Genomic DNA, 23,796 nt, shown 5'->3' with positions numbered 1-23,796 from the left:
GTGGCGATCAGGCCTCATACACGAGGATATGTGGCGATTACGCGTTCCGGGCTCTTCTCAGAGCGAGGTAGGGCGGCTTTGGCGGCACATAAGTTGACAAGGGGCGGAAATGGGCTGGCTTGAACTCTTCCGGCGGCGCAGATGTCGCGCTTCCGTGGTCTTCGCGGGAAGCAGGACGGAAGCCGAACTCGTCATGCGCATCCTCAGGGAGGAGGGTTTCCATCCCCTGGAATGGGCGGACACCCCCGCTCCTGCCTATACCGGCCCCATCGGCACGGCGCGTATCGTAGTCCCGCCGCAGGAGGCGGACGCCGCGAAGGCGCTCATAGCCTCCCTCGAGGAGAGGGGGGTGAGGGAGGTCGAGGGATGAAACCGGAATGATACCTCCTTGCATGAAGCCGTATCATATGATCCTCGGTTTTTAGTCCGGTGAATGAAGAGGCCTGCGACCATCGGTTTCGATAAGAAGAATATCCCCAAGTAAGCGTCTGACGCCGATGGGACGTCTCGGGACTGTCGCCAGGATGAAGGGTGGAATACGAGCTTCCAGGACATTGTCGGATCCCGGGTAAAAGCCGCAAGATCGAACCCGACCGCTGGATCGAGGATCGCGTGTCCGGGATACGGTGCCACCCGTTGATGCAACCCCACGTTTCGAAAACCGGGGCTAAGGCTACCTCTCTGGCAGACCTCATCGGCACCATCCCATATCCGGAGCTGGAATGATAGAGAACGGACGCCCCATGGGAGTCATTGGCAATGTCCCATATCCGGAGCTGGAATGATAGAGAACGGACGCTCCATGGGAGTCATCGTCACTGTCCCGTTTCCGGGGTTGGGACGATAGAGAACGGACGCCCCATGGGAGTCATTGGCAATGTCCCATGTCCGGGGCTGACCCCACGGTATGGGAGTCATCGTCACTGTCCCGTTTCCGGGGTTGGGACGATAAAGAACGGACGCCCCATGGGAGTCATTGGCAATGTCCCATGTCCGGGGCTGACCCCACGGTAATCTAGACGGGGGTTTGTGCCGATATAAGACGTGTCGAAGTGCGTCAGCCTACACGCGGGACCGCTGTGATATATTTCTGTTAAACCCTGAGGCCATAGGTCCGGAAGAGGCAAAAGGAAGGGATGCGGAGAGGTTGAAGAAGGTAATCATAGTCGTCCTGGTGGCGGTTCTATGCGCCGGCGGAGTGGTGGTCGCCGCCTGGAGGATGACCGGCGACGGGGCCGGAGAGGGAGCGGCCGCGTCCGCCGACGAGCCCACCGGGGACTCTTTCCAGCACCGGCTGGCCGAAGTGGTATCAACCGAAGGCGAGGCGCAGGGCGCGGAGGAGCCGGGTGAGGCGGGCGAGGCGTCCGCTTCCGATCTCGGTGGCGCGGCGAGCGAGGGCATGACCGGAGAGGACTTCGCCTATACCACCCCTGACCAGCGCTACGTCACCGAGACCCAGCGCCACCAGAACTTCTTCCGGGCAGTGGCGGAGGGGAGGGTGTTGCGCCTGGAGGTGGTCAGCGCCGACGTGCGTCCTGTGGGCGATCCCAACACCTCCTATATCAAGTTCGTATGCACCATCTCCGACGGGGGTTCGGCGAGCGGGACCATGGTCATGAAGTACGACGCCGGCATGTGGAGGATCGCTGCCATCAGCCAGCTCACCGGGGATCTACAGGGAGGTACGAACTACCAGGTCTCCAGGAGCTTCGAGGATGTGCTGGCGCGCGAGATAGCGGAGCTCCAGCCTTTCCTCGCCCGCATAGCGGAGGGGAGGTTCGCCTACATGGAGGTGCACGGCGTCAGCCGGCCCAGCGAAAACGAGACCGTGCTCACGGGGGTGGTGGCGGGCAAGAGCGGCAAGACAGTGCCGGCGGAGATGCGCCTGCGCAGGGACTACGGCATATGGCACCTGACCTACATCACCAACCCGCCGTGAACTTCTCTTTCAAGCCAGCTTTCAAGCCAGCGCCTGTGGAGGGGGAATGAAGGAAAGCGCGGGATGCGCGTATAAGGCGAAGGCCGGGATGCGCTTGGCGGTCGCAGCGGCACTCCTGGCCTTTCTGCTTATGCCCACCGCGGCTTTTGCCCTGGGAAATACATCCTCTCCCCGGGGGGAGAGGGCCACGGCGGACAAGGACTTCCCGTCTTCCGCCCAAGGCCCTGTGCGGGGGGATACCTTCACACCGGATGGTGCGGATGGCCATATTTACGCCGACCCCCTGGGGCGCCTGCCGTCCACCCCCGGAGAGGCCCATGAGAGGCTGGAGCGCAGCGAGGTGAGATGGCCTTCCTCCGGGCAGGGGAGCATGGGGGGAGAAAGCGCCGAAAGCGTAGAAAGCGCCGCGGTTAAAGCGGGCGTCAGCATATCCATCCCCTTCAACACCGTGGAGGGATACACCACGCATGCCAATGCGGGCGTAAGGGTAGAGCTGCGGCGGGGAGGAGCGGCGGTCTCCACCATCGACGCCACCACCAACGGCGCCGCCTGGTTCTTCGTGGATTTCGACGATAGAGGCAAGGACATCCTCTCCGGCGACATCGTCAGGGTGACCGACCTCGCGGGCGGCACCCCGGTGTCCGTGGACTGCACCCTGACCGGGGCGGTGAACGTCTCCAGCGAGAAGGTCTCCGGCAGCGCGCCTTCGGGGAACATCATAGACGTATACCTCAAGATCCCCTCCACGTATTACGGGGACATCCCCCCGGGTGCGGTCCGTCGCAAGACCACCGCCTCCGGCGGCAGTTACAACGCATCCTTCGCCGGGTTCAACATCCGCAACGGCGACGTGGCATATATATTCTCCACCAACGCCGCGGGCCACGTGGTCATGAACATCGCCAGGACGGGAGCGGCCATGGCCGTCTATCCCCAGTACGACGAGGTCATGGGGTTCTACAATCCTGGAGTCAACCTGACCGTCAAGGCGGGCACCGCCACCAAGAGCGTGGGAACGGGAGTGGACGGCTTCTTCGATGCCTGGTTCTCCCACCACGACATCGCGCCCGGGGAAAAAGTGCTCTGCAACCTGGGCTCCGACCATTCCATCATCGTGGCCGACGTCGCCTCCAGCGCCGACCCCGTGACCGACATAGTGAGCGGGTACACGGCGCCCGGACGGCCGGTGCGCGTGACCATGAACGTCTACCGAGACCCCGTGGTGGTGGAGACATACAGCGACGCCGCGGGCGCCTTCAGCGTGGACTTGAGCGGTCTTTACGACATCACGGGCATGGAGGTCTATAACGTGGCCTGGTACGGTGATGCGGGAGACTGCGTGGTCTACGAGTTCTTCACCTACAGCTGGTTCCTGCCCGAGGGTTACACGGGCACCGGGTTCGACGAATGGGTTCTGGTAATGAATCCCAGCGCCAAGATGGTGCGGGTGCGCATGATCTTCCAGACACTGGAAGAGGAGGTGGAAGGGCCCCTGCTGGAGGCGATGCCGGGCTCGCGGGTCACCGTGCACGTCAACGAGTGGGTCCCCGAACGGCACGTCTCCACCATGGTCACCGCCATCGACGGGGGCAGGATCATGTCCGAGCGCGCCATGTACATGTTCGGCACCGTCGACGGCAAGTGGGGAGCGCACGACTCCATCGGGATCATGGTCCCCAACCCGGTGTGGTACCTGCCGGAAGGGGCCACCTACTACGGATTCGACGAGTGGGTGCTCATCCAGAACCCCAACAACACGCCCGTGAAGACCCGGGTGCAGTTCCTGGGCCGCGGCGGGGTGGTGAGGGAGTTCGTCACCGAGATCGGAGCCGGAAGGCGTTATACCGTGCACGTGAACGAGCACGTTCCGGACACCGAGATCGCCACGCGGGTGGAATCGCTCACCGTGGTGGGAGGCGAGGCCTTGCCGGTCTTCGCCGAGCGCGCCATGTATATGGCCACCCTGGACGGCAAGCGCGGCGCCCACGACTCCATCGGGCTCTCCACGCCGGCGCCGGAGTGGTACCTCCCCGAGGGGACGACGCGGCCGGGGTTCGACGAGTGGGTGCTGGTGATGAACCCCAACGATGCCGGTACCGACGTGCGCGCCACCTTCCTCACCCCGGAGGGGGTGGGAGGGACCTACGACTTCCGCATGGAGGCGAACTCCCGTTTCTCCATCCACGTCAACGACTTCGTCCCCGACAGGGACGTGTCCACGGTGGTGGCCTCGCTGGACGGCACGGAGATCCTCGCCGAGCGCGCCATGTACATGAACACCCCCGATGGCAAGCGCGGCGCCCACGACTCCATAGGGTCATCAAGGACGGACATCTCCTGGTACCTCCCCGAGGGGACGACGCGGCCGGGGTTCGACGAGTGGGTGCTGGTGCAGAACCCCAATGACGAAGCGGCCGAGGTCAGGGTGGTCTTCCTCGGCCCCCAGGGGGAGGCCAACCGCATCATCTTCACCATGCAGCCCAACAGCCGATTCTCGGTGCACGTCAACGAGTTCGTGCACGACCTCGACGTCTCCACGGTGGTGGAGTCCGTCGGCGTCAACCCCGTGGGCGTCCTCGCCGAGCGCGCCATGTACATGTGGACGGCGGACTACAAACAGGGCGCCCACTGCTCCATCGGCATCCCCACTTTCTAGGGGCTAGGGGCCGGGCGCGGGATTCCCGTGAGCGGGGGATTTCGTGTGTCGAACGCCATCGCGGGGAACCCGGATCTTGGTTGCCGAGCACGGTCTTCAGGACAAGGGGATTCCGGGAGCGAGTTGGCCTCCGGCGTCCGGGCTCCTTCGGGCACAGGGGCGGTTGCGATGGGCCTGACGAGAACGACCAACGGATAGGGAGGGAAGGAGGTAGAAAGAGAACCTCCGGCAATAACGACCGCGTTCTTGGGTAGGAGCTGTCGCCAACAGTTCTCAAGGGCCCGTCGTCCGCCCCACACGGTTTTTCCCGTCCCTTTGGCTCCAGCGGCATGTACGGGGCGGCGGGGGACTGCGCTACAATTTAACTGCCGCCGGGAAGGGGGGAGGAGAGGGTAGATGGGCGCGAGATGCGGTTCCGCGGCCGCGTTCTTGCTGCGGGCGACGGGATATCGGTTCGGGGACGAGAAGGCCGCCGCTGAGTTGGCGAGGTCCTCCGTATGCCTGGAGGAACCGGAGCAGCGGCGCGCCCTTTTGCGCCACGCCTCCTACCATGAGCTGGAGCCGCTGCTGCACGCGGTGGAAGAGGACTGCGCGCGTCTGCGCCATCCCCTGGTCCTGCCGGGGGAGGTGCGGGAGGAGTGGGCCGCGGCCTTTACGCGCGAGGGCGCACGTGCTGCCCTGATCCAACTGGGCGCGGAGAGAGCGCTCTCGGCCCTCGCGCGCGGGGGGATAGAGGTCATTGCCCTCAAGGGCTTCTATCTCGCGGCGCGGTGCTACGAGAGGAAGGGCGCGCGCGGCTTCAGGGACCTGGACCTTCTGGTGAGGGAGGGGGACCTGCCGGGGCTGCACCGCTCCCTGCTGGACGCCGGCTTCGTGCCCGCTCCCGAGCGCCCCTCTTTCGTGCCCGCTCCCGCCTATACCGTGTATGCCCTCCCCCTGGCGGAGAGCGGGATGGCCATGGAGATAGACGTGCACATCGGGATGCACTGGCCGGCGGAGTACGAGCGCCGCACCTCACTGCGGGTTTCCGATATCTGGGATCGAGCCCTGGAGGAGGAGTCGGGGGCCCTTTCTTTTTCCGCCATGTGCCCGGAGCACCTCGCGATCACCACCTTGCTGGACCTGGCCGTGAACCACCGTTACGCGCGTCTGGTGAAGTTCCGCGACCTCCTGGAGATCCTGCGCTCGCGGGAACTGGACTGGGATATGCTGGCAGATCAAGCGCGGAGCTGGCGGGTGAGGAGCTTCGTGGCTCCCGGGCTTCTCTACCTGCGAAGCATCGATCTCGCCTGCGGCATCCCGGACGGCCTTATCGATTCCCTCCTGCCGGATTATGCAAGTATGCGCTGCTTCCTCCGCGCCCTCCCTCCGGAGGCCATCCCCGCCCACCGCTCGCGCTCCTTCTCGCCCGCCAACCTCCTCTTCTTTCTCCTCGCCGACGAATGGCCCGAGCGGTGCTGCGGCGCCGCGCATATCCCCGGGCACCTCGCCAGGGGCCGCCACCGCTTCTAATCAATGGGGTCAGCCCCGGACATGGGACATTCCCCCTCCCGCATCCAAGTCTCCCCCTCCCGCGACCAGCCCCGGACATGGGACATTCCCCCTCCCGAGACCACAGCTCCCCCTCCCGCGACCAACTCTCCCCCTCCCTTGCCCGCGATTCTTCCTTTTTCCATACACGCCTCTGTTTCCGCCGTCGCTTCCCGTGACATCGCCCCGGCTCCGCTGGCGATGTCTTATACTGTTGGCATGAATGGAAAGCGGCAGTCCTGGTTGCTGGAGATGTGGAAGCTCAAAGCGAGGAGCCTCCGCGACGCGATGCGCATCCACGCCCGCACGGCTAAAGCCCTGCTGCGCGCCGGCGTTTTTCCCGCCGTGGAGATGCGCGCCCTGCAGCGGCGGCTCGCGCTGGCGCGAGGGGCTGACGAGATGGCGGTGGTACGCCTGGTGGGACGATGGTTCGCCCTCCTGGACAGGATCGGCCTGCGCCCCGGCTGTCTGGTGCGTTCCCTCGCCCTCGCACGCGTGCTGCGCGAGGAGGGATATGACGCGTGCCTGGTGTTCGGGGTGCGCTCCGACGACGGCAGGATGGAGGGGCACTGCTGGGTGGCGGTGGACGGCAGGCCGGTGATGGAGGTGCCCACAAGCTACCGGGAGCTGAAGGATGAGTCTTGAAGGCCGGAAGAACCCCCCGCTGGGTCCCGCTACCAGGCTCAGGCGCCTGGAAGGCATCGCCTGGCGGGAGATAGACGGGGAAGCGGTGCTGGTGAACGTGCGGCGCGATGAGGTCATGCATCTGAACCCCGTGGCCGCTTTTCTCTGGTCCCGACTGGATGGGAAGAGGTCGCTCCGCGAGGTGGCCCGGGCGATCGCCGAGGAGTTCGAGGTGGACGCGGAGACCGCGGAGGCCGACGCGGTTTCCTTCGCCGGCGAGCTCCTGGAACGGGGAGCGGTCGAGGTGGTGATCCCGGAATGAGGCCCGTTGACTGGAAGTGTGTTCCAGGACGCGTTTAGGAGGAGAGGTCGAGTTTGTCTTCTTGGCGAAAGGATTTTACCGTCGCAGGCCTCTCCCTGAGCATAGAGTCGGACGTGGGCGATCCCACTCCTCACCTTCCCCGAACCTTCAGGGACTTTGTGCGCTCCCCATGTTCCCGGGGCGTCGAGGATTTACGTAAAGCGAGGGAGGAAGAGTACGAGCAAGAAGATGCGGCCGCCGGGCCACTCGGGCCGGTCCTGCTGTCCTCCCGCGGCGCTTCCCCGGACCTAACGGTGCTCCTGTATGAGGACGAGGAGGCCCACGCCGACCCTCTGCGCCGCTTTTTCCCTCCGCGCTTTGTCCTGGCCAGGAGCGGGACGGCCTTCGCGTTCTGTGCCGTCGCGGGCGTAGGGAGTGGAGAAGGTGGCGGGGGAGCTCCGCCGGGGCGGGAAGGCCTGAAGCCCCTGGGGGAGATAGGGGAGGGGGGCTCCGGGAGGATGGGGCTCCCGCCTCTGGACCGCGCCTGGAGAATCCCCGAGGAGGAGGAGGCGGTGCGCGAAGCGCTGCAGGGTTTCGTCAAGGCCTGCCTGCAGGTGAAGCTGCTCGCGTCCGGCGGTACCATGGTACATGGCGCGGGCATCTCCTTCGAGGACGCTGGATTCCTGCTCACCGGGCACACGCGAACCGGAAAGACCACCCTGAGCAGGCAGTTTCCCCGGGACTGTGTGCTGGGCGATGACCTGGTGGCGGTGCGGGATGATGGCGGCGGCTTCCTCCTCTACGGCACGCCCTGGCCGGGAAAGGAGGGGGGTGCAGTCGCCTACGGGGGCATCCCCATGCGAGCCGTTTTCCTGCTGCATCCGGAGCTGCCGCGCGGCCTGCGGCGCCGCGGTCCCGGGGATGCTCTGGCCGAACTGTCCGCCAACGCGCCGCGCTTGGGCCACCCCGCGGAGGAGAGCAAGCTCCTGGAGATATTTTCAAGCATAATGGAGAAGGTACCGATATACGAGTTTAGCCTGGAGCTCGGCGATGACGCCGTGCCCTTTTTCGAGCGGGCGTTGTCGGAGTTCGGAGAGGTATAGGAAGGTGGGAGCGTCGGTCTCCATGGAGCGCGAGTTCGTCGACAGGATATTCGGGGGCAACGTCCCCTATTCCGGCAGCCTTGAACTCACCCACCGCTGCAACCTCTCCTGCCGCCATTGCTACCAGTTCAGGGCGCGGGAAGGGGAGATGGGAACGGAGAGGTGGATATCCCTGCTCGAGGAGCTGGCATCCCTGGGGTGTCTGTTTATATCTTTCACCGGCGGCGAGCCGCTCCTTCGCCCGGACCTGCAGCGGCTGCTGGAGGCGGCGGCGGGCATGGACTACGTCATAACCCTTCAGACCAACGGCACCCTTATCGATGCACAGACGGCGCGCATGCTGGGAGCTTTTCCCACCCTGCGGGTGGACGTCAGCCTGTACGGCGCCGGGGCGGCCACCCACGATGCCCTGACGGGGGTGGAGGGCTCCTTCGCGGCCGTAAGGCGCGGCATGGAGCTGCTGCTGGAGCGGGAGGTGCCCCTGCTGCTCAAGGTCACGGTGGGAGCCTTCAATCTCGTCGAGGTGGAGGATATAGCCTCCCTCGCGGACGATCTGGGGGTCAAGGCCATCTTCTCCTCCCTCATCTTCCCGCGCAACGACCTCGACCCCGCCCCCACCTCGCTGCGGCTCGACGATGCGGGTTTGGAGCGCTTCATCCGCTTCGAGACGGAGTACATGCTGGGGAACCTCGCCGAGATCCTGGGGGCGGAAGGGGAGTCCCTCACCTACGAGGACCTCTCGCGTTACCTGCGCAAATGTGCCGTCGATCCCGTGCGCCTGGAGAGCGAGAACCGCCGCTACTGCGGGGCGGGGCGCACCGTCTTCGCCGTCAACCCCTACGGTGACGTATATCCTTGCGTGGCCCTGCCCCTTGTGTTAGGAAGCTTGAAGAAGGATAATTTCGCCCGGATATGGAAAGATTCGCCGCCGATATTAAGGTTAAGGGAGAGAGAGGAAGAATTGGCGGCGGAATGCGAAAAGTGTGATCTGCTGGAAAAGTGCGCCATCTGCCGGGCGCTCTCCTTCCTGGAGGAGGGTGACACCTCGGGTCTGAGCCGCGAGAGATGCAGGCAGACGCGCGCCCTGGTAAAGGTTTTAGAGCATGAAGAGGCAAGAAGAAGACAAAAGGACCTACGAAAAGCCTCGCATGAAGGTCATGCGCATCAACCGCTTTTTCTTCGGCGGGTGCCAGGTCGTCTGGCCCAACTGCTATTCCATGTACCTCTTCACCCCCGGCGCGGCGCGCTGCCGCTGAAACCTGGAAGTGACCCGCTTCCCGGTTGCTTTTGAAGGGAAGCCCCGAGGTTTTACTGCGTGAGACCGGTCTCCGGCCCCTCGGAATGAGCGAACATCCATAGGTGTTGACGTATGATAAGCGGCCGAAGGGTAGACCGTTGCTCCACGAGCAGCGCTAGCCGTTCAACTCCGCATCCGTGCCGTTCCCCCTTAATAATACGCCGTATGCCGACTCATGCATTTCGCCCGCCTCTTTTTCGCCGTTATATATAGAGGATTACCGGAGCGTGTGATGTCCTCGTGACGGGGGCGGTGCGAAGGGAGCGGAAAAAGCGATGAGAGGATTCTGGAAGCACCTGGCGGCCAGCGCCTCCATCACCGCCGTCTTTCTCGCCTGCGCGCTCGCCGTGTCCCTCATGCCCGCCGCCACGCCTGCGGTGGTGGCGGCGAAAGAGCCGGGGGCGGCGTCCTTCGCGCGTTCCTTCGCCGCCATGGCGCGGGCCGTGGGCAACGCGCAGCCGCAGCCGGTCCAGGAAGAAGGCGCTACCGCACCTCGTGCCGCGGCGGCGGCGCGGCCTGACCCCGCAAAGGCCGCGCCGGGGGGAGGTCGGGACGCGGCCACGCCGACCGCGCTGCCGGTGGAGCCGGCGCCGGCGGCACCCGCTGAACCGTCACTACCCGACGTCCTTCCCGATGTGCCGGTGGTGAGCGCCATCAACCCCGACCTCCCCGGTCCCTCAGGGCTGGAGGGAACATATATCGCCAGTCCCGGCAACCCCCGGATACTGCTCTCCTGGACCGGCGCCAGCGCTCCGGGCTTTTCGACTTACGAGGTCGAGAGGTGGAATGGAGGCGATTTCTCCGCCATGGCGGAGATATATGCCCATCTCTCCGAGATGGACCCGGAAGCAGCGCCCTACGCGAAGGATTTCTCCTCCCAAGTCGATCTGCTGAGCTTGCAGGGACTTACGCAGACGGAGAGGGAGGACGCCCTGGCCGCCATGCGCAAGGACGTGGATGTCCTCAACGGCATCATCGCCCTGAACCGCGAGGCCACCGACCTCTGGGAGAAACTGCTTTCGCTGGCAGATGGATTCCAGACGCGCAGGACCAGCTACACCGACAGAAAACTGGGTACCGACGCATATTATCTCTACGTGGTGGTGGCGTTATACAACGCCGGAGAGACCAGCCCTCCCTCCAACAGCGTGGCCATGTTTACCTACGTGTATTCTTACCAGCCCCCGGCCGTCCCCACGGGATTCATTGCCACCGCCTACGACCCCGGCGTGGCTCTGGAGTGGGGACGCAACACCGAGAGCGACCTGGCCGGCTATGACGTCTACCTCCTCAACGGCTCCACGCCGGTGAGGCTGAACGCGGAGCTCATCACCAGGGGCACGGAGTTCTTCTACCTGGACGGCGTGGAGGGTGAGAGTTATCAGGTGGTGGCGGTGAACATCACCGGGCAGCGAAGCAGCCCCGCCTCCGCCAGCGCGGTACTGGCCCCCGCCGTGATATACGACGCCGACAGCCCGGCCTGGAGATACCCCGCTGGGACCTGGGCCAGGGAGGATTATTCCAGGCTCGAGCCGGGAGGCAGGGTGCTGCGGGTGAGCAGCGGAAGGGGCTCGCGCGCCAGCCTCACCTTCACCGGGCGCAGGGTGCGCGTGTACTCCGCCCGTTACTGGAGCTGCGGCACCGTGAACTTCTACATTGACGGCAGATTGGCCGGGAGTTTCGATCTCTATTACGACGGCGGCTATCTACCCGATGAGCAGAGTCCCTACAAGCCCGCCCTGTGGCAGCAGGGGGTTTTCCAGGTGACCGGACTCTCCAAGGGCACGCATACCCTGGTGGTGGAGGCCACTGGCATTCCCGGAGCAGAAGGCCTCGACTTCGTGAACTTCGACTACGTAGAGATCCGCTGACAATGGGGTCACCTTTAAAGACCCAAGTCAAGGATAAATCTCCCCTGACCCCTTTCCCAAGGGGTTAGCGAAATCCTATTGGCTTGGGAGGACGCCCCCGAACGAGCACCTACGCCTCTTTCTCTAGGGCGTATATCGCCTCGCTCTTTCGCGTACGCCTGCGGACCCGTCCAAACCTCCGGTTCGCCGGATAGAGGCCTGACTCAGCCAGTCACCTTTTTGAGCATCTCCCGCATAGCGGGAGTGCTATGGAATGATGGGGCTTGCGCGCCGGGGTCTATCCAGCCCCTCGATCCTCGACCTTTCGCGCAAGGCCGGGATATGACCCCAGACGAGACTTCCCGGCAGCCCGGCCCGCTTGCGGGTATGGAGGCGAACCGCCGCGAAAGAGGCATGCCCATGCGCGGCTCCCCTACAAGCGGGCCTCGCAAGCCCTCTCTTTCAGGTCACGGTTGTCGTCATAGAGCTCCCCGTGCTTCCACATGGCCCACATGATGGCCAGTATCTTCCTCTGGGTGGTCAGGCGGGCGTGCGCCTCGCATCCGGTGCTCGCGAGCGTTCGCGCATAGGAGCGCTTGATGAGGTTGTCCCCCCGGGTCCTCAAGGCAGCCCGGAAGGCCTTGTGTGAGATATCCTTGAGCGCCCCGCACCCGGAAGGGTCCAGGTGCTCTCCGCGCACTCTCTTCCCCCCCGTCTCGCGCCTGCTCACCCCCAGGCGGGAGTAACGGAAGAGCTCCCCCTTTTTCGCGAAACGCTGCGGGCATTTCACGTAGGCGCAGAACTTGGCCGCCACCACCGGACCCACCCCGGGGATCTCCTCGAAAGCCCGGCAGATGCCGATCTGCCTGCCCAGACGCACGAAGCGCCCCTTGGCCTCGGCCTGTCTCTTGAGCGTAAAGTCCAGCAGCTCGTAGTCGGATGCGATTATCGCCCGCACGACCGGGTCTACCACCAGGGCCAGGATATCCCGCCGTCCCCGCTTCCCGAAGACCCAGGCTCCCTCGGTGATCAAGCCCACCCCTCTGAGCTCGGACTTGATCTGGTTCTTGAGGGCCGTGGTCCTGCGGGAGAGCCTCTCGTAGGCCCTCACCGCCATCTGCAGTTTGTAGATCTCCTGGTCCCGGGTGTGCCACACCTCCTTGTAGTTGCCGCTCATGGCGATCTGGGCCAGTTTCCTGGCGTCGATCTTGTCGGTCTTCACGGCGTCGCGGTGGATCCAGAGGTTGGTTCGGGGCTCGCACACCGCCACCTTCTCCGCATGGGGGAGGAGCACCCGCAACGCCCAGCCCGCCAGATCGCACTCCTCCATAAGCACTGTGGCCTCGCCCGGCTGGCCCTTCACGTAGGCGACAAGGTTCTCTCCGCTGGTTAAAAACCTCTCCATGCTGATCAGCTGGCCCCCTTGGTCCAGCGTAACCCCCCAGCAGCACCTGGCCGCCAGGTCGATCCCGATGTACACTTTACTCATGGGACGCCTCCTTTCAGTTGGGCCGGCTTCCTTGCCGGCACATCGGCCTGTTACCCAATTGTTCGGGGGCGTCCGTTCTTTATCATTCCAGCCCCGGACATGGGACAAAAGGCGAACCCCGCCCCGCCTCACCGCCGTCCACCGCTCCCTGATCCGATGACCGGATAGCTAGCGCCCGCGCAACCACCGTGCGCGGGAAAGATCCCGAAAGACGAAATGGGAAGGTGGCGACAGGGCCGTCCCTGTCAGAGAGTCGCAATAACCCGGTGTGGTGATATCCGCGAAACACAGCGAAACCCACTGCGGGTGGACGAAGACGAAGCGCGGCTGACGGTGTGTAGCCGCTTTCGGGGTTTCCCTACGACGCGGATGGAGGTCGCAAGTCGGGGCCAGGCGATCGCTCCGGGCAGGTTTTGTCCCATGTCCGGGGCTGACCCCATTGGACCGTTCATCCCCGAAATGGTACCGCAGAGGCCCCATATGTCCCGAATTCCGGAGGAATGTGGAAAGGGAGTCGCGGGATGCCGTTATAACGAGTGTAAGGGATGGATGCAAATGGTGGAGGCAAGAGCGGATAAGGTTTCTCGCGATAACGTAGGAGGCGAGAAAAGGCCGGCAAAAACGTAGCCTACGAAGAGCCTGCAAAAGCGTGGCCGACGAAAGAGAGGCCGCCCGCGAGGGCGGCCTCGCCTCGTACCTGGCCTTTGCGGTCAAGCATCAAACAGATATCAAACGAATATGCGGTAAAACCAGATACCGCCGATAAGAATATTTGTAATGCCAGGAAGTACGCTCTCGCGTGAAGGGTCACCGCGAGGACGCGGTTTTTTCGAGCTGGGAGATAACAGGTGCGGACATGCGAGAGAAGTGAGCCCCGCGACGATGCGCGGATGCCGCCGATGGGATGCGAGTCGGCCTGAGAGGCGCGCTCAAGCGTGAAATGGAACATGTGTTCCGACAGAGGGCAACGTCTATAATACGTACGGAAGGAAAAAGCGTGAGACAAGACAGGGGAGCCAGCGTCGTGAAGGTTCTCGGAAAATATCCGAAAAGGGAGCGCGAAGGCACGGGCCGTCCCGGTTTCCGCACCGCGGTCTTTCTCGTCTATGCCCTGCTCAGCCTGCTGGTGGCGGCCAGCTTCATCCTCTACATCTCGCGCCTTTCCGGCGTGCCCGGCGCGGACCAGGGCGGAACGTCGCGCGAGGACGCCTTCTCACGCGAGAAGGAGGTGCTGGCCGCTCCCGAGAACGTCAGGGTGACCATCAAGAAGGGCGCGACCATCAGCTGGGACGCCAAGGACGACATCCGCATTCTGGGGTACAACGTCTATCGCTACAAGGCGGGCGACGACCGGGGCGACAGGGTCAACCCCGCCATCATCTCCGACAACGTCTATTACGACGATGAGGGGACCATGTTCAACACCTACGCCGTGGCAGCGGTGGACACCAGCGGCCGGGAGGGGAAGATCAGCGTCCCCGTGACGGGAGAGGTGGAGCCGGTATCCCTGACCGGGCTTACTCCCACCCGGGAGCCGGAGGTGGTGGAGGACACCACCATCAAGACGCCCCCCGAGAAGAGCCTTCCCCCCACCCTGGTGAGCTGCGTGGCCGAGGGGATGACCTATCAGGGGGTCTGGTACCGGGAGCACTACGCGGAGGTCACCGGCAGCGTGATCATGACCACCCCCTACGGCGGTGATTCCTGCACCTACACCTTCACGGGAGAGCAGGTGGCGGTGATCAGCACCCGCCACTGGAACTACGGCATCATGCAGGTATATATCGACGGCGAATTGAGGGCGGAGGTGGACCTCTATTCTCCCCAGGTGAAGGTCAGCGACACCGTCTTCTCCGCCTCCAATCTGGGACCGGGAGCCCACACCATAAAGTTGGTCTGCTCCGGACGCAAGAACGCCGACGCCAACTTCACCTTCATCAATCTGGAGGCGCTCCAGGTCCGTTGACCATCCCATCCCGCGGAGAAAAGCCGTCTGCGGAGGTTCCCGCAATTAAAGCGGCAGCTCCGCCCTTAGGGCAATAGCCCCGCATGCATCGGGCATGGTCATCCAGCGCGAAAGCCCCCATGTTTTCCCGGCGCCACCAAGGAGCGGAAAGCGCTCCTTTCGGGCAACATCCTCCGGCCCCCGCGTGGACCTCGACGCCTTTGCCGGTCGCACGGGCTACGGCATCCCCACGATCGCATTGAGTATGCTACCGGACGGGAAAGACCGTCAGCGCTTCCAGGGGAGGAAGGACCTCCGCCGCGGCTCTTCCTCCGGCGGCGGGGTGTAGTAATAGTAGTGGTAATAGCCGTAGCGGGTGGAGGGGGCGATGTCGTTGATAACCAGCCCGACCACCCGCGCGTTGACCTTGCGCAGCAGCTCCACGGCGCGCTTTGCTCCTTGGCGGTCCGCCCTGCCGTACCCGGCCACCACCACCACCCCGCCTACCCTGGTGGCCAGGGCCATGGCGTCGGAGGCGGCCAGCACCGGGGGGGCGTCCAAGAGGACGAAATCGGCGAAGCCGCTGACCCGTTCGATTATCTCCCGCATGGCCTCCGAGGCCACCAGCTCGGCGGGGTTGGGAGGTTTAACGCCCGCCAGGAGGACGTAGAGGTTGGGGTAACCCGAGGGCTGCACCGCTTCCTCCAGGGTCGCCATGCCGGCGAGCACGCCGCTGATGCCCCTGCCCGGCGGGACCTTGAAATACCTGTCGAGCACCGGCTTGCGCAGGTCGGCCTCCACCAGCAGCACCCTTTTCCCCATCTCCGAGATGGCGGCCCCCAGGTTGATCAACACCGTTGACTTGCCCTCCTCCGGCCCCGAGGAGGTGAAGAGCAGGGTCTTCCTATCCCCCTCCAGATCCAGGAACTGCAGGTTGGTGCGCAGGGTGCGGTAGCCCTCCATGGCGGGGTGCTGAGGGCTCTCGAAATAGGGGATGGCGTTGCGCGGCAGCTCCTCCAGGGGAAGATGCGGGATCTCGCCGATGATGGAGGTGTCGTAGTACCTCTCGAAGTCCTCGCGGGTGCGCAGGGTGTCGTCCAGGTAATCGACCAGGAAGGCCAGGCCCACGCCCAGGATGAGCCCTAGGAAGAGAGCCAGGATGCCGTTGCGTGTGGGGCGGGGGCCGGTCTTCACGCCGGGCTTGGCTCGCTGCACTATCTCCAGACCCCGCTGCTCAAGGGACTCCGCAATGCGCAGGGTGATGTATTTCTCGTACAGGGACACCCAGAGGTTGACCGCCCGTGCCGCCTCGTTCTGCAGCTCGGCCGGCACGTTGCCCGAGTACTTTTTGGCCTCCTCGGCGGCCTGGCGGATCTCCTCCTCCACCTCCTGGATGCGGTTCCAGACCTCGCGCCTGGCCTCGCTGATCTGGCGGATGGCGGCCAGTTGGCGGCTGGCGATATATTCCTCAGCATAGGCCTGGGCTACGTCGCGCGAGAGCAGGGGGTCGCCGCAGGTGATCACGATGTCGAAGATATTGGTGCGCTGCACCTGTTCCACCCCCACCATGGCCGCCAGCTCCCGGGCGGTGGGGATGTTCTCGGGAATGTACACGTCCTCCCCGGCCTCGCGCAGCTTGAGGTTCTCCTCGTACTTTACCTTCAGGGCGGATTCCACCGCCTGGGCCATGTTGTCGGTCTTGATTATCTCCGTCTGGGTCTGGATGTAGCGGTCGGGGTCGAACAGCGCCGAGGTGAAGAAGCTGCCCAGCACCGACTCGCTGGCCGAACTCACCTCGCTCAGGATCTCCACCTTTGACTGGTACACCGGGGGCTGGATGAAGGTGAAGATAAGGGCGAGGGCGATGATCGCCGCCACCGTGCCGGCTATTATCCACCTGCGGTGGAGAAGAACGTTCAGGTAGTCCCTCAGCTCCAAGCCGCCGCCTTTCCCTCTACCACTTTCAGGTTATCGGTCTTCGCTTCCTTCATTTTAATGACAATCTCGCGCGATCATCTCTTCATTGAGCCGAGAAGCTACGGGCCGGATGGTGTACAACATGCACATTTAACGACAATCTCACATCCTCCACTCTGGCGCGGGGGCGCGGCGAAGGTCGTCGGCCTGCGCCTCTTCCTGTTTAATGGTAATCGCCGCGGGGTTTTTACACAAACCCCTGGGAGCGGTGCTGTGGGCGGTAGCCCGAGCGAACCTGGAGCCGGGCCCTCGCCCGGGGGCAAGGGTGCCTTCCGGATGGAGAAGAGCCTCACCGGCCGCGCACGCCGATGGTGGCGTAACCGCCGTTGCGCTCCCCCCAGTACATGGCGCGCTCGCAGATCACCGGCCGGTCCGCGAGCAGGGAGACCGAGACGTCGCTCTCCGGGACCATGTCGTTTACGCGCAGGGAGAAACGCGCGTACGCGGGCACGGGAAAGGAGATGAATTCCGTGGTGGCGTCCGGCCTCATGAAGGTGAAGGAGACCGCCGCCGCCTCGGGGTTGGGGTTCTGCACCAGCACGTAGGTCTCGAAGCCCCAGGCGGTGGTGCCCTCCGCCAGGTACCATTCCCTGGAAAGAGACGGGACGGTGTTGTTGGTGCTCACCGCGCGCGAGTCGGAGGCGCTCAGCCCGTGGGAGTCGTACGCGCGCGCCTCCAGGGTGAAGCGAGCGCCGTCTGCGTAAGGACGTGTGTCCCAATCCCAGCGGTAGGGGGCGGAGCGGTCGGTGTGTTTCAGCGTCCCGTCCACCCTGAACTCCACGCGGTCGATGCCGTGCTCGTCCGCCGCCGCCACCTCCACGCCCACCGTGCCCGCAACCACGGACCCTTCCGCCACGTTGGCGATGGAGCAGGTGGGCGGGGAGAGGTCGTGACCCCGGAACAGGTAGTGTTCGCCGCAGTCGGTGCGCGCATCCCCCGGGCCGTCGCCGTTGACGGCGCTTATCACCAGGTCGTCGAAACCGTTCGGGTCCCCGTCGAGGTCGGCCGCGGAGAGGCAGAATCCGAAGGCGTCGCCGCTCCCGGCCCCATAAAAGGTCACGGCGGCCTGCGAGGCGAGGTCCACCACGGTCGGCCAGGAAGGGGAGGGCCCGCGCGCCAGCCACACCGCGCCGCAGTTGGGCCTCTCCGTGCCCTTTCCCGCGCCGGTGCTCCCCGTTGCAATATCGGGGCGGCCATCGGCGTCGAAGTCCAGCACCGCCATGGACAGCCCCGCTGATGCCCCCGCGTAAGGACCGTAGAGCAACACATCGGGGGGACGGGACGCGAGGTCGATGATCCCGGGCAGAGCGCCCCCGTAGATGACCGTCACCTCGCCGCATCCCGGGCGCGCGTCCCCGGGGCCGTCGGCCCAGATGGAGGAGAGGACGATGTCGTCAAAGCGATCCGCGTTGACCCGCGCCAGGGGCTTGCCCATGGACGTGGGCATACGGTCCATGACCGAGGCGCCGTAGATGGTGCAGTCGGCCTGGGCGGCCAGGTCGATGAAATAGGGGAAGGACCCCTTGTTCCTCCCGTAAACCACGTAGGCCTCGCCGGCGCCGCTGCGAGCGTTTCCCGGGCCGTTGGCCTCGGCGGCCCCGATGAGCATGTCCGCCCTGGGGTCGCCGTTGAGATCCCCCAGGCTGACCGGGAACCCGCATGCGTCCAGGCTGTCCACGCCGTTGATCACCTTGTTGGGGAGGATAGGGTTCGCGTGGCTCCAGGCCGGCCACCCGCCGGAACGTCCCCAGACGATATAGGCGCGCCCGGTGCCGGCATCCCCCACCGCCCAGGCACGGGTGGGACCCGCGGCGTCCACGGCGTTCTTGCGCTGGCTGAAGAGCACCGCCTGCCGGATCCAGCCCCCAGCCCCGCCGTCGCCGGTCTCCAGGATGGTCCCGCCGTCTCCCACCGCCCACACGCTGGAGGCGTCTGCCGCCGCCACCCCCCGCAGCGTCACGGTGGTGCCGCTCTCCTGGGCCGACCAAACCGAGCCGTCATAGTGCAGGATGGTCCCGCCGTCTCCCACCGCCCACACGCTGGAGGCGTCTGCCGCCGCCACCCCCCGCAGCGTCACGGTGGTGCCGCTCTCCTGGGCCGACCAAACCGAGCCGTCATAGTGCAGGATGGTCCCGCCGTCTCCCACCGCCCACACGCTGGAGGCGTCTGCCGCCGCCACGTCACGCAGGGTTGATGAGGTCACGCCGCTACCCTGCACATCCCACGACCCGGGATCGTTGTAATCGCCGTTGAAGATGATGAGCCCTCCCGCGCCCACCGCCCAGGTGTGGGCGGAGTCCAGGGCCGCCACGCCGTAGAAACTGCTCCTGAAGCGGTGAAGGGTGGTATCCGCGCTCCATGTTCCGCCGCCGTAGCGGTAGATGGTGTCATAGGCGCTGATGTAACGACCCACCGCCCATCCGCGCTCCCCGTCGATCATGGAGACGTCGTAGAGGGTGTCCGCATTGGCGTTTGCCTGTGCTTCCCAGTCGGAGTCTTTCCGGGCATGCACCCCACCGTTTCCCAGGTGAGCGCCGAAGAGGATGTCGTCGTAACCGTCGCCGTCGATGTCCCCGGCAGCCACGGACATGCCGCACATCTCGCCTCCTTTGGCACCGGAGATGTAGAGGTCGGGGGGCCTGGAATCGAAGTCCCAGCTCGCCGGCAGCGACCTGCTACCGAAGACCACCGAGACCGAGCCCGCGTAGGAGGGCCCCGTTCCCAGGCCCCCCGGGGTATCCAGGTACGCCCCGATGACGATGTCGTCGATGCCGTCGCCGTTGATGTCGCCGCAAGCTACGCTGCATCCAGTGCTGAAGGAAAAAGTGTAGCCGCTGATGGTGACGTCCGCCGCCGCCCCGAGGTCGACATACGATGCGGGTGCGCGGCGCCCGTAGTAGACGTAGACCTTGCCGGTATAGAAGTAGGGCGGAGAGGTGCCCCCCTGGTCATGGCCCATTACCAGGTCGTCGATGCCGTCGCCGTTGACGTCCCCGGTGGCGGTGTCCGCGAAGACCAGGATCTCCTCGGAGTTGCCTCCATAGAGGTAGGAGTCCGCGTCCCCCGCGTCCGTATCCTTCTCAAAGGTGGGGGAAGAAGCTGGCGCAGGCATCGATGGGGACGCCGCGTGGGGGGCACGGGAGGGCGGGCGACCAGACACCCCCGCGGCGGGCGCCGAGGAGGCCTCAGGCGGGATGAGGAGGAAAGCCAGTAAAGCAGCCAGCGTGGCCAGAGCTGCCGTTCGCCGCGGCGCGGAAGATCCGCGGCCGCCGGACCGCCTTCCGCCCCTTCCCGCTCGAGGAAACACCCACAACCCGACCTTCACGGTGTTCCCGTCATCCGAAGGATGCCCTGGAAGGACGGTCGTCCCCGGAAGGTACTCGGCGAGCGGAAAAGGGACAATGTTTATACCGGAAGGATGCCCCGGAAGGACGGTCGTCCCCGGAAGGAGGGTCGCGTTTCGCGTGCCGCCGGCCGGGGATGTGTCCCCGTTCCCGCCGCGCGCCTCCGGGCGCGGGGCTGACGGCGCTACCAGAACTTGAGCCACTGCACGTTCACGAAGTGCATCCAGGAGAGATCGTATTGCACACCGCCGAACCAGACCACGCCCGGGCCTCCCTCTCCTTTCGCCCGCAGGGTGACGGTATGCGGGGTGGAGGGGTCCAGGGCGTGGTTCTCGTAGATCACCACGCCCCAATCGATGTCGTCGCTGTCATAAAAGAGGTCCACCTCCGCCACCTTCACGCCGTCCAGCAGGACCTCGGCCATCCCGCACTGCCAGTGCTTGGCGGAGGCCAGCGTCACCCTGGTGTAGCCGGCGGGGATGGCGTAGGAGGCGGTGGCTCCCGCGTCGTTGGCGACCAGGAGATCCTGGCCCGTGAGGGGGGGATCGAGCTGGCTGTAGGGCTCGAGATGCCACGCTACAGCCGGCTCCGCTTCCCACCCGGAGTCGTCCGCATAGACATACTCCGGCGGCTGCGGCGCGGTGGTGAAATCCCAGGTGTGCTCGGAGGCCATGGGATTGCCCGCCCGGTCGGTGATGCCGGTGGTGAGCACGGCGGTGTAGGTGACGCCGTAGAAAAGTTCTTCCTGCGGCGTGAAGGTCGCGGTCATGTTTTCAGGGTCATAGGACACGTTCCCCTCCACCGCACCCCCGCCTTCGCCGAAGAGGAGGAAGGTGTCCCCGTTGACGGTGGACGCGTCGATGCCGTTGGCGTCGTAGAGCTCAGCTTTCACCGCCGTGGTGACGGCCACGGGCGAGGCTCCGTCCGCGGGAGATGTGCCGCTCACCGCGGGAGGCGTCCAGTCGGCGGTGAGGGTGACCTCCGGCCCTGGGGCCTCCACGTTGCCCGCCCCGTCGCGGGCACGGCTGCGGATGACGTAGGTCCCCTCGGAGGGGACGCTCCAGTCGTAATACCAGCCTGAGTAGTCGCCGGGGGAGACGGGCGCGGCGGGGCTCCAGGCCCCTCCGTTCACGGATACCTCCACCCCGGCTACCCCGCTGGCGTCGGGCGCGGGATCGTACGCCGTGCCGGATACACGGTACGCACTCTCACACGTCAGCTCTCCGGACGTGGGGCTTACGACGGCGGAGACCGGCGGCACGTCGTCGTAGACGAACCTCACCCTAAAGAGGTCGATATAGAGGTCGGTCCTGGAGAAGTCCCAGCCGCTGGTGAGCCTTAGTTGGAAGGCGCCTGCGGTACTCACGAACCGGCGCGCCCGCGCGGCATCGCCCACTGCGATCTGCCGGGTGGCCTTGGGCGTGGTGGGAAAGCTTTCCAGGGAATAGGATGTGGAGTCCCATGACGAGGCCTCATAGTCGTAGAACTGCACCGCCCAGGTGTCGGAGGATTCGGACTGGTAGCCCTCCAGCTCCACCCGGATGTCCAGCAGCCGCTCGCGCGGCGCCTCGCTGAAGGCCTGCCACCCTCCCCAGGTCGAGTCCAGGCTCCAGAAGAAGAAAAAGAAAGCCCCCTCCCGCACCCGCATGTAGGAGTTGTTCGAGGTCTGGACGTTCGTGTAGTTGCCCGAGACTATGGCACCCCAGGAGAAGGTGGGGTTGGCGGTGGGCGCCTTGTAGGCAGAGGCTCCCAGGACGCCGGTCGCAGCGGGAAACAGCAGTATCGATATGGTCAGCAAGAGGATTGCAAAAACTCGCCGGAGCCTCTTCGCCATCCCCCTCTCCTTTGCGTCCGTTTCCTCACGCGCTGTCGTGGGCGAGAGGCGGTCCTTGCCCACCACCTGTACCGGCCTTCTTGTCTGCAGGAACATCTTAACACCGTTGAAAGACGACATCCACCTCAACCGCTCCGCGAGGCCTGCCAACCTATCCGCGAGGCCTGTTCGCCGATTGTCGAGAACGGGCAGGTTGACGGGAGCGAGCGGCGGACCTCAGCGCCGGGAGGCCTTTCGTCGGAAGGCCGAGCGCCTGGCTCTCTCCCCGCCCTCGCCGCCGTAGGAGTAGTAGTAATAGGGCGCGTAGTACCCGTAGCCGTAGCGGCCGGTCATCTCCACGTTGTTGATCACCACCCCCAGCACGCGGGTCTCCACCTTTGACAGCAGCTCCATGGTGTGGCGGGCGCCGTCGCGGTTGGCGATGCCGTGGCTGGCCACCACCAGCACGCCGTCCATCATGGGGGCCATGGCGATGGCGTCGCTGACCGCCAGCACGGGGGGTGCGTCCACGATGACGTAGTCGTACTCCTCACGCAAGCGGAGCAGCAGCTCCTGCATGGCCTGGGAGGAGACCAGCTCCGCCGGGTTGGGGGGTTTGGGTCCGGACATGAGCACGTGGAAGTTCTCGTTGCCGGTGGTCACCACGGTCTCGTCAAGGCTTGCGGCCCCCATGATCACGCTGGTGAGCCCCTTATCTTCCTTCTCCACCAGGAACCTGTCCAGCACCGGGCGGCGCAGGTCGGCCTCCACCACCAGCACCCTGCGCCCCATCTCCGAGAGCGCCGCGCCCAGGTTCGCGGATACCGAGGTCTTGCCCTCCTCGGGACTGGCGGAGGTGACCATGATGAGGCGGGTGCTCCCGTCCAGGTTGAGGAACTGCAGGTTGGTGCGCAGGTTGCGGTAGCCCTCCGCCGCCGTGCTCTCGGGCTGGGTGAAATAGACTACTTCCCGCTCCTCCTCGCCCACGAAGGTGGCACTGGCGATCTCCCCGATGATGGAAGCCCCGTAGCCGCGCTCGAAATCCTCGCGCGTCTTAAGGGTGTCGTCGAGGTAGTCCACCAGGAAAGCCAGCCCCACCCCCAGGATGAGTCCCAGGAAGAGGGCGAGGATGCCGTTGCGCGTGGTGCGGGGGCTAACCTTCCTGCCCGCCTCCGCCGGCTCGATGATCTCCAAGCCGCGCTGCTGCAGGGCCTCTGCTATACGTAGGCTCATGTATTTCTCGTACAGGGTGGCCCACAGGCTCACCGCCTGGCTCGCCTCCGCTTCCAGCTCGGGGGGGATGTTCTCCCGCGTGTATTGCTTGGCCTCCTGGGCGATGTCCGCGATCTGAGTCTCCAGCTCGGTGATGCGGTTCCAGACCTCCTTGCGCGCGTCGCTGATCTGCTTGATGGCGGAGAGCTGGCGGTTGAGGATGTATTCCTCCGCGTAGGCTTGGGCGGCGTCCCGCGCCAGAAGGGGGTCGCGGTTGCTCACCGCGATCTCGAAGACGTTGGTGTTCTGGGCGCGCTCCACCTTGACGCTGTCCCTGAGCTCCTCCGCGGTGGGTATCCTTTCGGGGATATAGACCTCCTTACCCTCCTCGCGGTCGTAAGCCGCCTCCTCGTAGTCGTATTCCAGGCGGTCGCGCACCGACCTGGCCATGGTCATGGTGCCGATGATCTCCGCCTGGGTCTGGATGAAGAGGTTGGGGTCGTTGAAGGCGAAGGAGATGAGGCTGTCGGAGGCCGATTCCCCGGCGCGGTTGATGTCCGCGAGGATCATCACCCGTGACTCGTACACGGGTTTCTGCAGGAGGGAGAAGAGGAGGGCCGCGAACACCACCAGCGCGGTGACCCCTACGATCACCCACTTGCGCGCGATGATGACGTTTATATAGTCCTTCAGTTCCATGCTCTGCTGTCACCCCT

The 23,796-nt window shown here is 65.1% G+C and carries 16 protein-coding genes; 10 read left to right on the top strand and 6 right to left on the bottom strand.

The features are described from left to right. Positions 1-109: 109 nt before the first annotated feature. From H5T74_04440 to H5T74_04425, 4 genes are all read left to right on the top strand, one after another. Positions 110-370 (top strand): hypothetical protein, encoded by a 261-nt coding sequence (locus tag H5T74_04440; GenBank protein ID MBC7229627.1) that lies wholly within the window; start codon positions 110-112, stop codon positions 368-370. A gap of 777 nt (positions 371-1,147) precedes the next feature. After that, positions 1,148-1,939, top strand: coding sequence for a hypothetical protein (locus H5T74_04435; protein ID MBC7229626.1), 792 nt, complete (start codon positions 1,148-1,150; stop codon positions 1,937-1,939). Positions 1,940-2,027: 88 nt separating this feature from the next. Then, positions 2,028-4,595: a hypothetical protein gene (locus tag H5T74_04430; protein MBC7229625.1), complete on the top strand. Its 2,568-nt coding sequence runs from the start codon at positions 2,028-2,030 to the stop codon at positions 4,593-4,595. 396 nt (positions 4,596-4,991) lie between these two features. Then, a complete protein-coding gene (locus tag H5T74_04425; protein MBC7229624.1) occupies positions 4,992-6,107 on the top strand; it encodes a nucleotidyltransferase family protein in 1,116 nt (371 codons plus the stop codon). Here the strand turns inward: H5T74_04425 and H5T74_04420 are convergent. Next, positions 6,104-6,271: a hypothetical protein gene (locus H5T74_04420; GenBank protein MBC7229623.1), complete on the bottom strand. Its 168-nt coding sequence runs from the start codon at positions 6,269-6,271 to the stop codon at positions 6,104-6,106. The genes H5T74_04425 and H5T74_04420 overlap by 4 nt on opposite strands. Before the next feature lie 73 nt (positions 6,272-6,344). Between H5T74_04420 and H5T74_04415 the strand changes: the two genes are divergently transcribed. From H5T74_04415 to H5T74_04395, 5 genes are all read left to right on the top strand, one after another. Beyond that, positions 6,345-6,770 carry a lasso peptide biosynthesis B2 protein gene (locus H5T74_04415; GenBank protein MBC7229622.1) on the top strand — a complete coding sequence of 142 codons (426 nt, stop codon included), beginning with the start codon at positions 6,345-6,347 and terminating at the stop codon, positions 6,768-6,770. Then, positions 6,760-7,071, top strand: a complete 312-nt coding sequence (locus H5T74_04410) for a PqqD family protein (GenBank protein MBC7229621.1) — start codon at positions 6,760-6,762, stop codon at positions 7,069-7,071. The genes H5T74_04415 and H5T74_04410 overlap by 11 nt, the downstream gene beginning before the upstream one ends. A gap of 293 nt (positions 7,072-7,364) precedes the next feature. Next, positions 7,365-8,153 carry a hypothetical protein gene (locus H5T74_04405; protein MBC7229620.1) on the top strand — a complete coding sequence of 263 codons (789 nt, stop codon included), beginning with the start codon at positions 7,365-7,367 and terminating at the stop codon, positions 8,151-8,153. A gap of 4 nt (positions 8,154-8,157) precedes the next feature. Further along, positions 8,158-9,444, top strand: a complete 1,287-nt coding sequence (locus tag H5T74_04400; GenBank protein MBC7229619.1) for a radical SAM protein — start codon at positions 8,158-8,160, stop codon at positions 9,442-9,444. Positions 9,445-9,725: 281 nt separating this feature from the next. Further along, positions 9,726-11,321 carry a hypothetical protein gene (locus tag H5T74_04395; protein MBC7229618.1) on the top strand — a complete coding sequence of 532 codons (1,596 nt, stop codon included), beginning with the start codon at positions 9,726-9,728 and terminating at the stop codon, positions 11,319-11,321. A 412-nt stretch (positions 11,322-11,733) separates the two neighbouring features. On the opposite strand, the gene H5T74_04390 is transcribed toward H5T74_04395, so the two are convergent. Next, entirely contained in the window at positions 11,734-12,789 is a 1,056-nt protein-coding gene (locus H5T74_04390) for a transposase (protein ID MBC7229617.1), read from the bottom strand. Positions 12,790-13,786: 997 nt separating this feature from the next. Here H5T74_04390 and H5T74_04385 point away from each other — a divergent pair. Further along, positions 13,787-14,755 carry a hypothetical protein gene (locus H5T74_04385; protein ID MBC7229616.1) on the top strand — a complete coding sequence of 323 codons (969 nt, stop codon included), beginning with the start codon at positions 13,787-13,789 and terminating at the stop codon, positions 14,753-14,755. A gap of 267 nt (positions 14,756-15,022) precedes the next feature. Here H5T74_04385 and H5T74_04380 read toward each other — a convergent pair whose 3' ends face one another. The 4 genes from H5T74_04380 to H5T74_04365 form a co-directional block, all read right to left on the bottom strand. Then, positions 15,023-16,672: a polysaccharide biosynthesis tyrosine autokinase gene (locus H5T74_04380; protein MBC7229615.1), complete on the bottom strand. Its 1,650-nt coding sequence runs from the start codon at positions 16,670-16,672 to the stop codon at positions 15,023-15,025. 328 nt (positions 16,673-17,000) lie between these two features. Beyond that, positions 17,001-19,823: an FG-GAP repeat protein gene (locus tag H5T74_04375; GenBank protein ID MBC7229614.1), complete on the bottom strand. Its 2,823-nt coding sequence runs from the start codon at positions 19,821-19,823 to the stop codon at positions 17,001-17,003. 416 nt (positions 19,824-20,239) lie between these two features. Then, on the bottom strand, positions 20,240-21,889 hold the full coding sequence (locus H5T74_04370) for an Ig-like domain-containing protein (protein ID MBC7229613.1): 1,650 nt from the start codon (positions 21,887-21,889) through the stop codon (positions 20,240-20,242). Between the two features lie 216 nt (positions 21,890-22,105). After that, positions 22,106-23,779, bottom strand: coding sequence for a polysaccharide biosynthesis tyrosine autokinase (locus H5T74_04365; protein ID MBC7229612.1), 1,674 nt, complete (start codon positions 23,777-23,779; stop codon positions 22,106-22,108). Positions 23,780-23,796 lie beyond the last annotated feature (17 nt).

It is taken from the genome of Actinomycetota bacterium (assembly GCA_014360645.1).
Taxonomy (GTDB): Bacteria; Actinomycetota; Geothermincolia; order Geothermincolales; family RBG-13-55-18; genus Solincola_B.
The sequence above is the reverse complement of the archived record's forward strand: the minus strand, read 5'-3'. Positions and strand labels throughout refer to the sequence as shown.

What these genes read in the sequence shown, in the direction of transcription:
- H5T74_04415 (MBC7229622.1), top strand. Translation starts at nt 6,345, where the DNA reads ATGAATGGAAAGCGGCAGTCCTGGTTGCTGGAGATGTGGAAGCTCAAA.
- H5T74_04395 (MBC7229618.1), top strand. Translation starts at nt 9,726, where the DNA reads ATGAGAGGATTCTGGAAGCACCTGGCGGCCAGCGCCTCCATCACCGCC.
- H5T74_04390 (MBC7229617.1), bottom strand. Translation starts at nt 12,789, where the DNA reads ATGAGTAAAGTGTACATCGGGATCGACCTGGCGGCCAGGTGCTGCTGG.
- H5T74_04425 (MBC7229624.1), top strand. Translation starts at nt 4,992, where the DNA reads ATGGGCGCGAGATGCGGTTCCGCGGCCGCGTTCTTGCTGCGGGCGACG.
- H5T74_04375 (MBC7229614.1), bottom strand. Translation starts at nt 19,823, where the DNA reads ATGCCTGCGCCAGCTTCTTCCCCCACCTTTGAGAAGGATACGGACGCG.
- H5T74_04370 (MBC7229613.1), bottom strand. Translation starts at nt 21,889, where the DNA reads ATGGCGAAGAGGCTCCGGCGAGTTTTTGCAATCCTCTTGCTGACCATA.
- H5T74_04430 (MBC7229625.1), top strand. Translation starts at nt 2,028, where the DNA reads ATGCGCTTGGCGGTCGCAGCGGCACTCCTGGCCTTTCTGCTTATGCCC.
- H5T74_04410 (MBC7229621.1), top strand. Translation starts at nt 6,760, where the DNA reads ATGAGTCTTGAAGGCCGGAAGAACCCCCCGCTGGGTCCCGCTACCAGG.
- H5T74_04440 (MBC7229627.1), top strand. Translation starts at nt 110, where the DNA reads ATGGGCTGGCTTGAACTCTTCCGGCGGCGCAGATGTCGCGCTTCCGTG.
- H5T74_04420 (MBC7229623.1), bottom strand. Translation starts at nt 6,271, where the DNA reads ATGGAAAAAGGAAGAATCGCGGGCAAGGGAGGGGGAGAGTTGGTCGCG.
- H5T74_04365 (MBC7229612.1), bottom strand. Translation starts at nt 23,779, where the DNA reads ATGGAACTGAAGGACTATATAAACGTCATCATCGCGCGCAAGTGGGTG.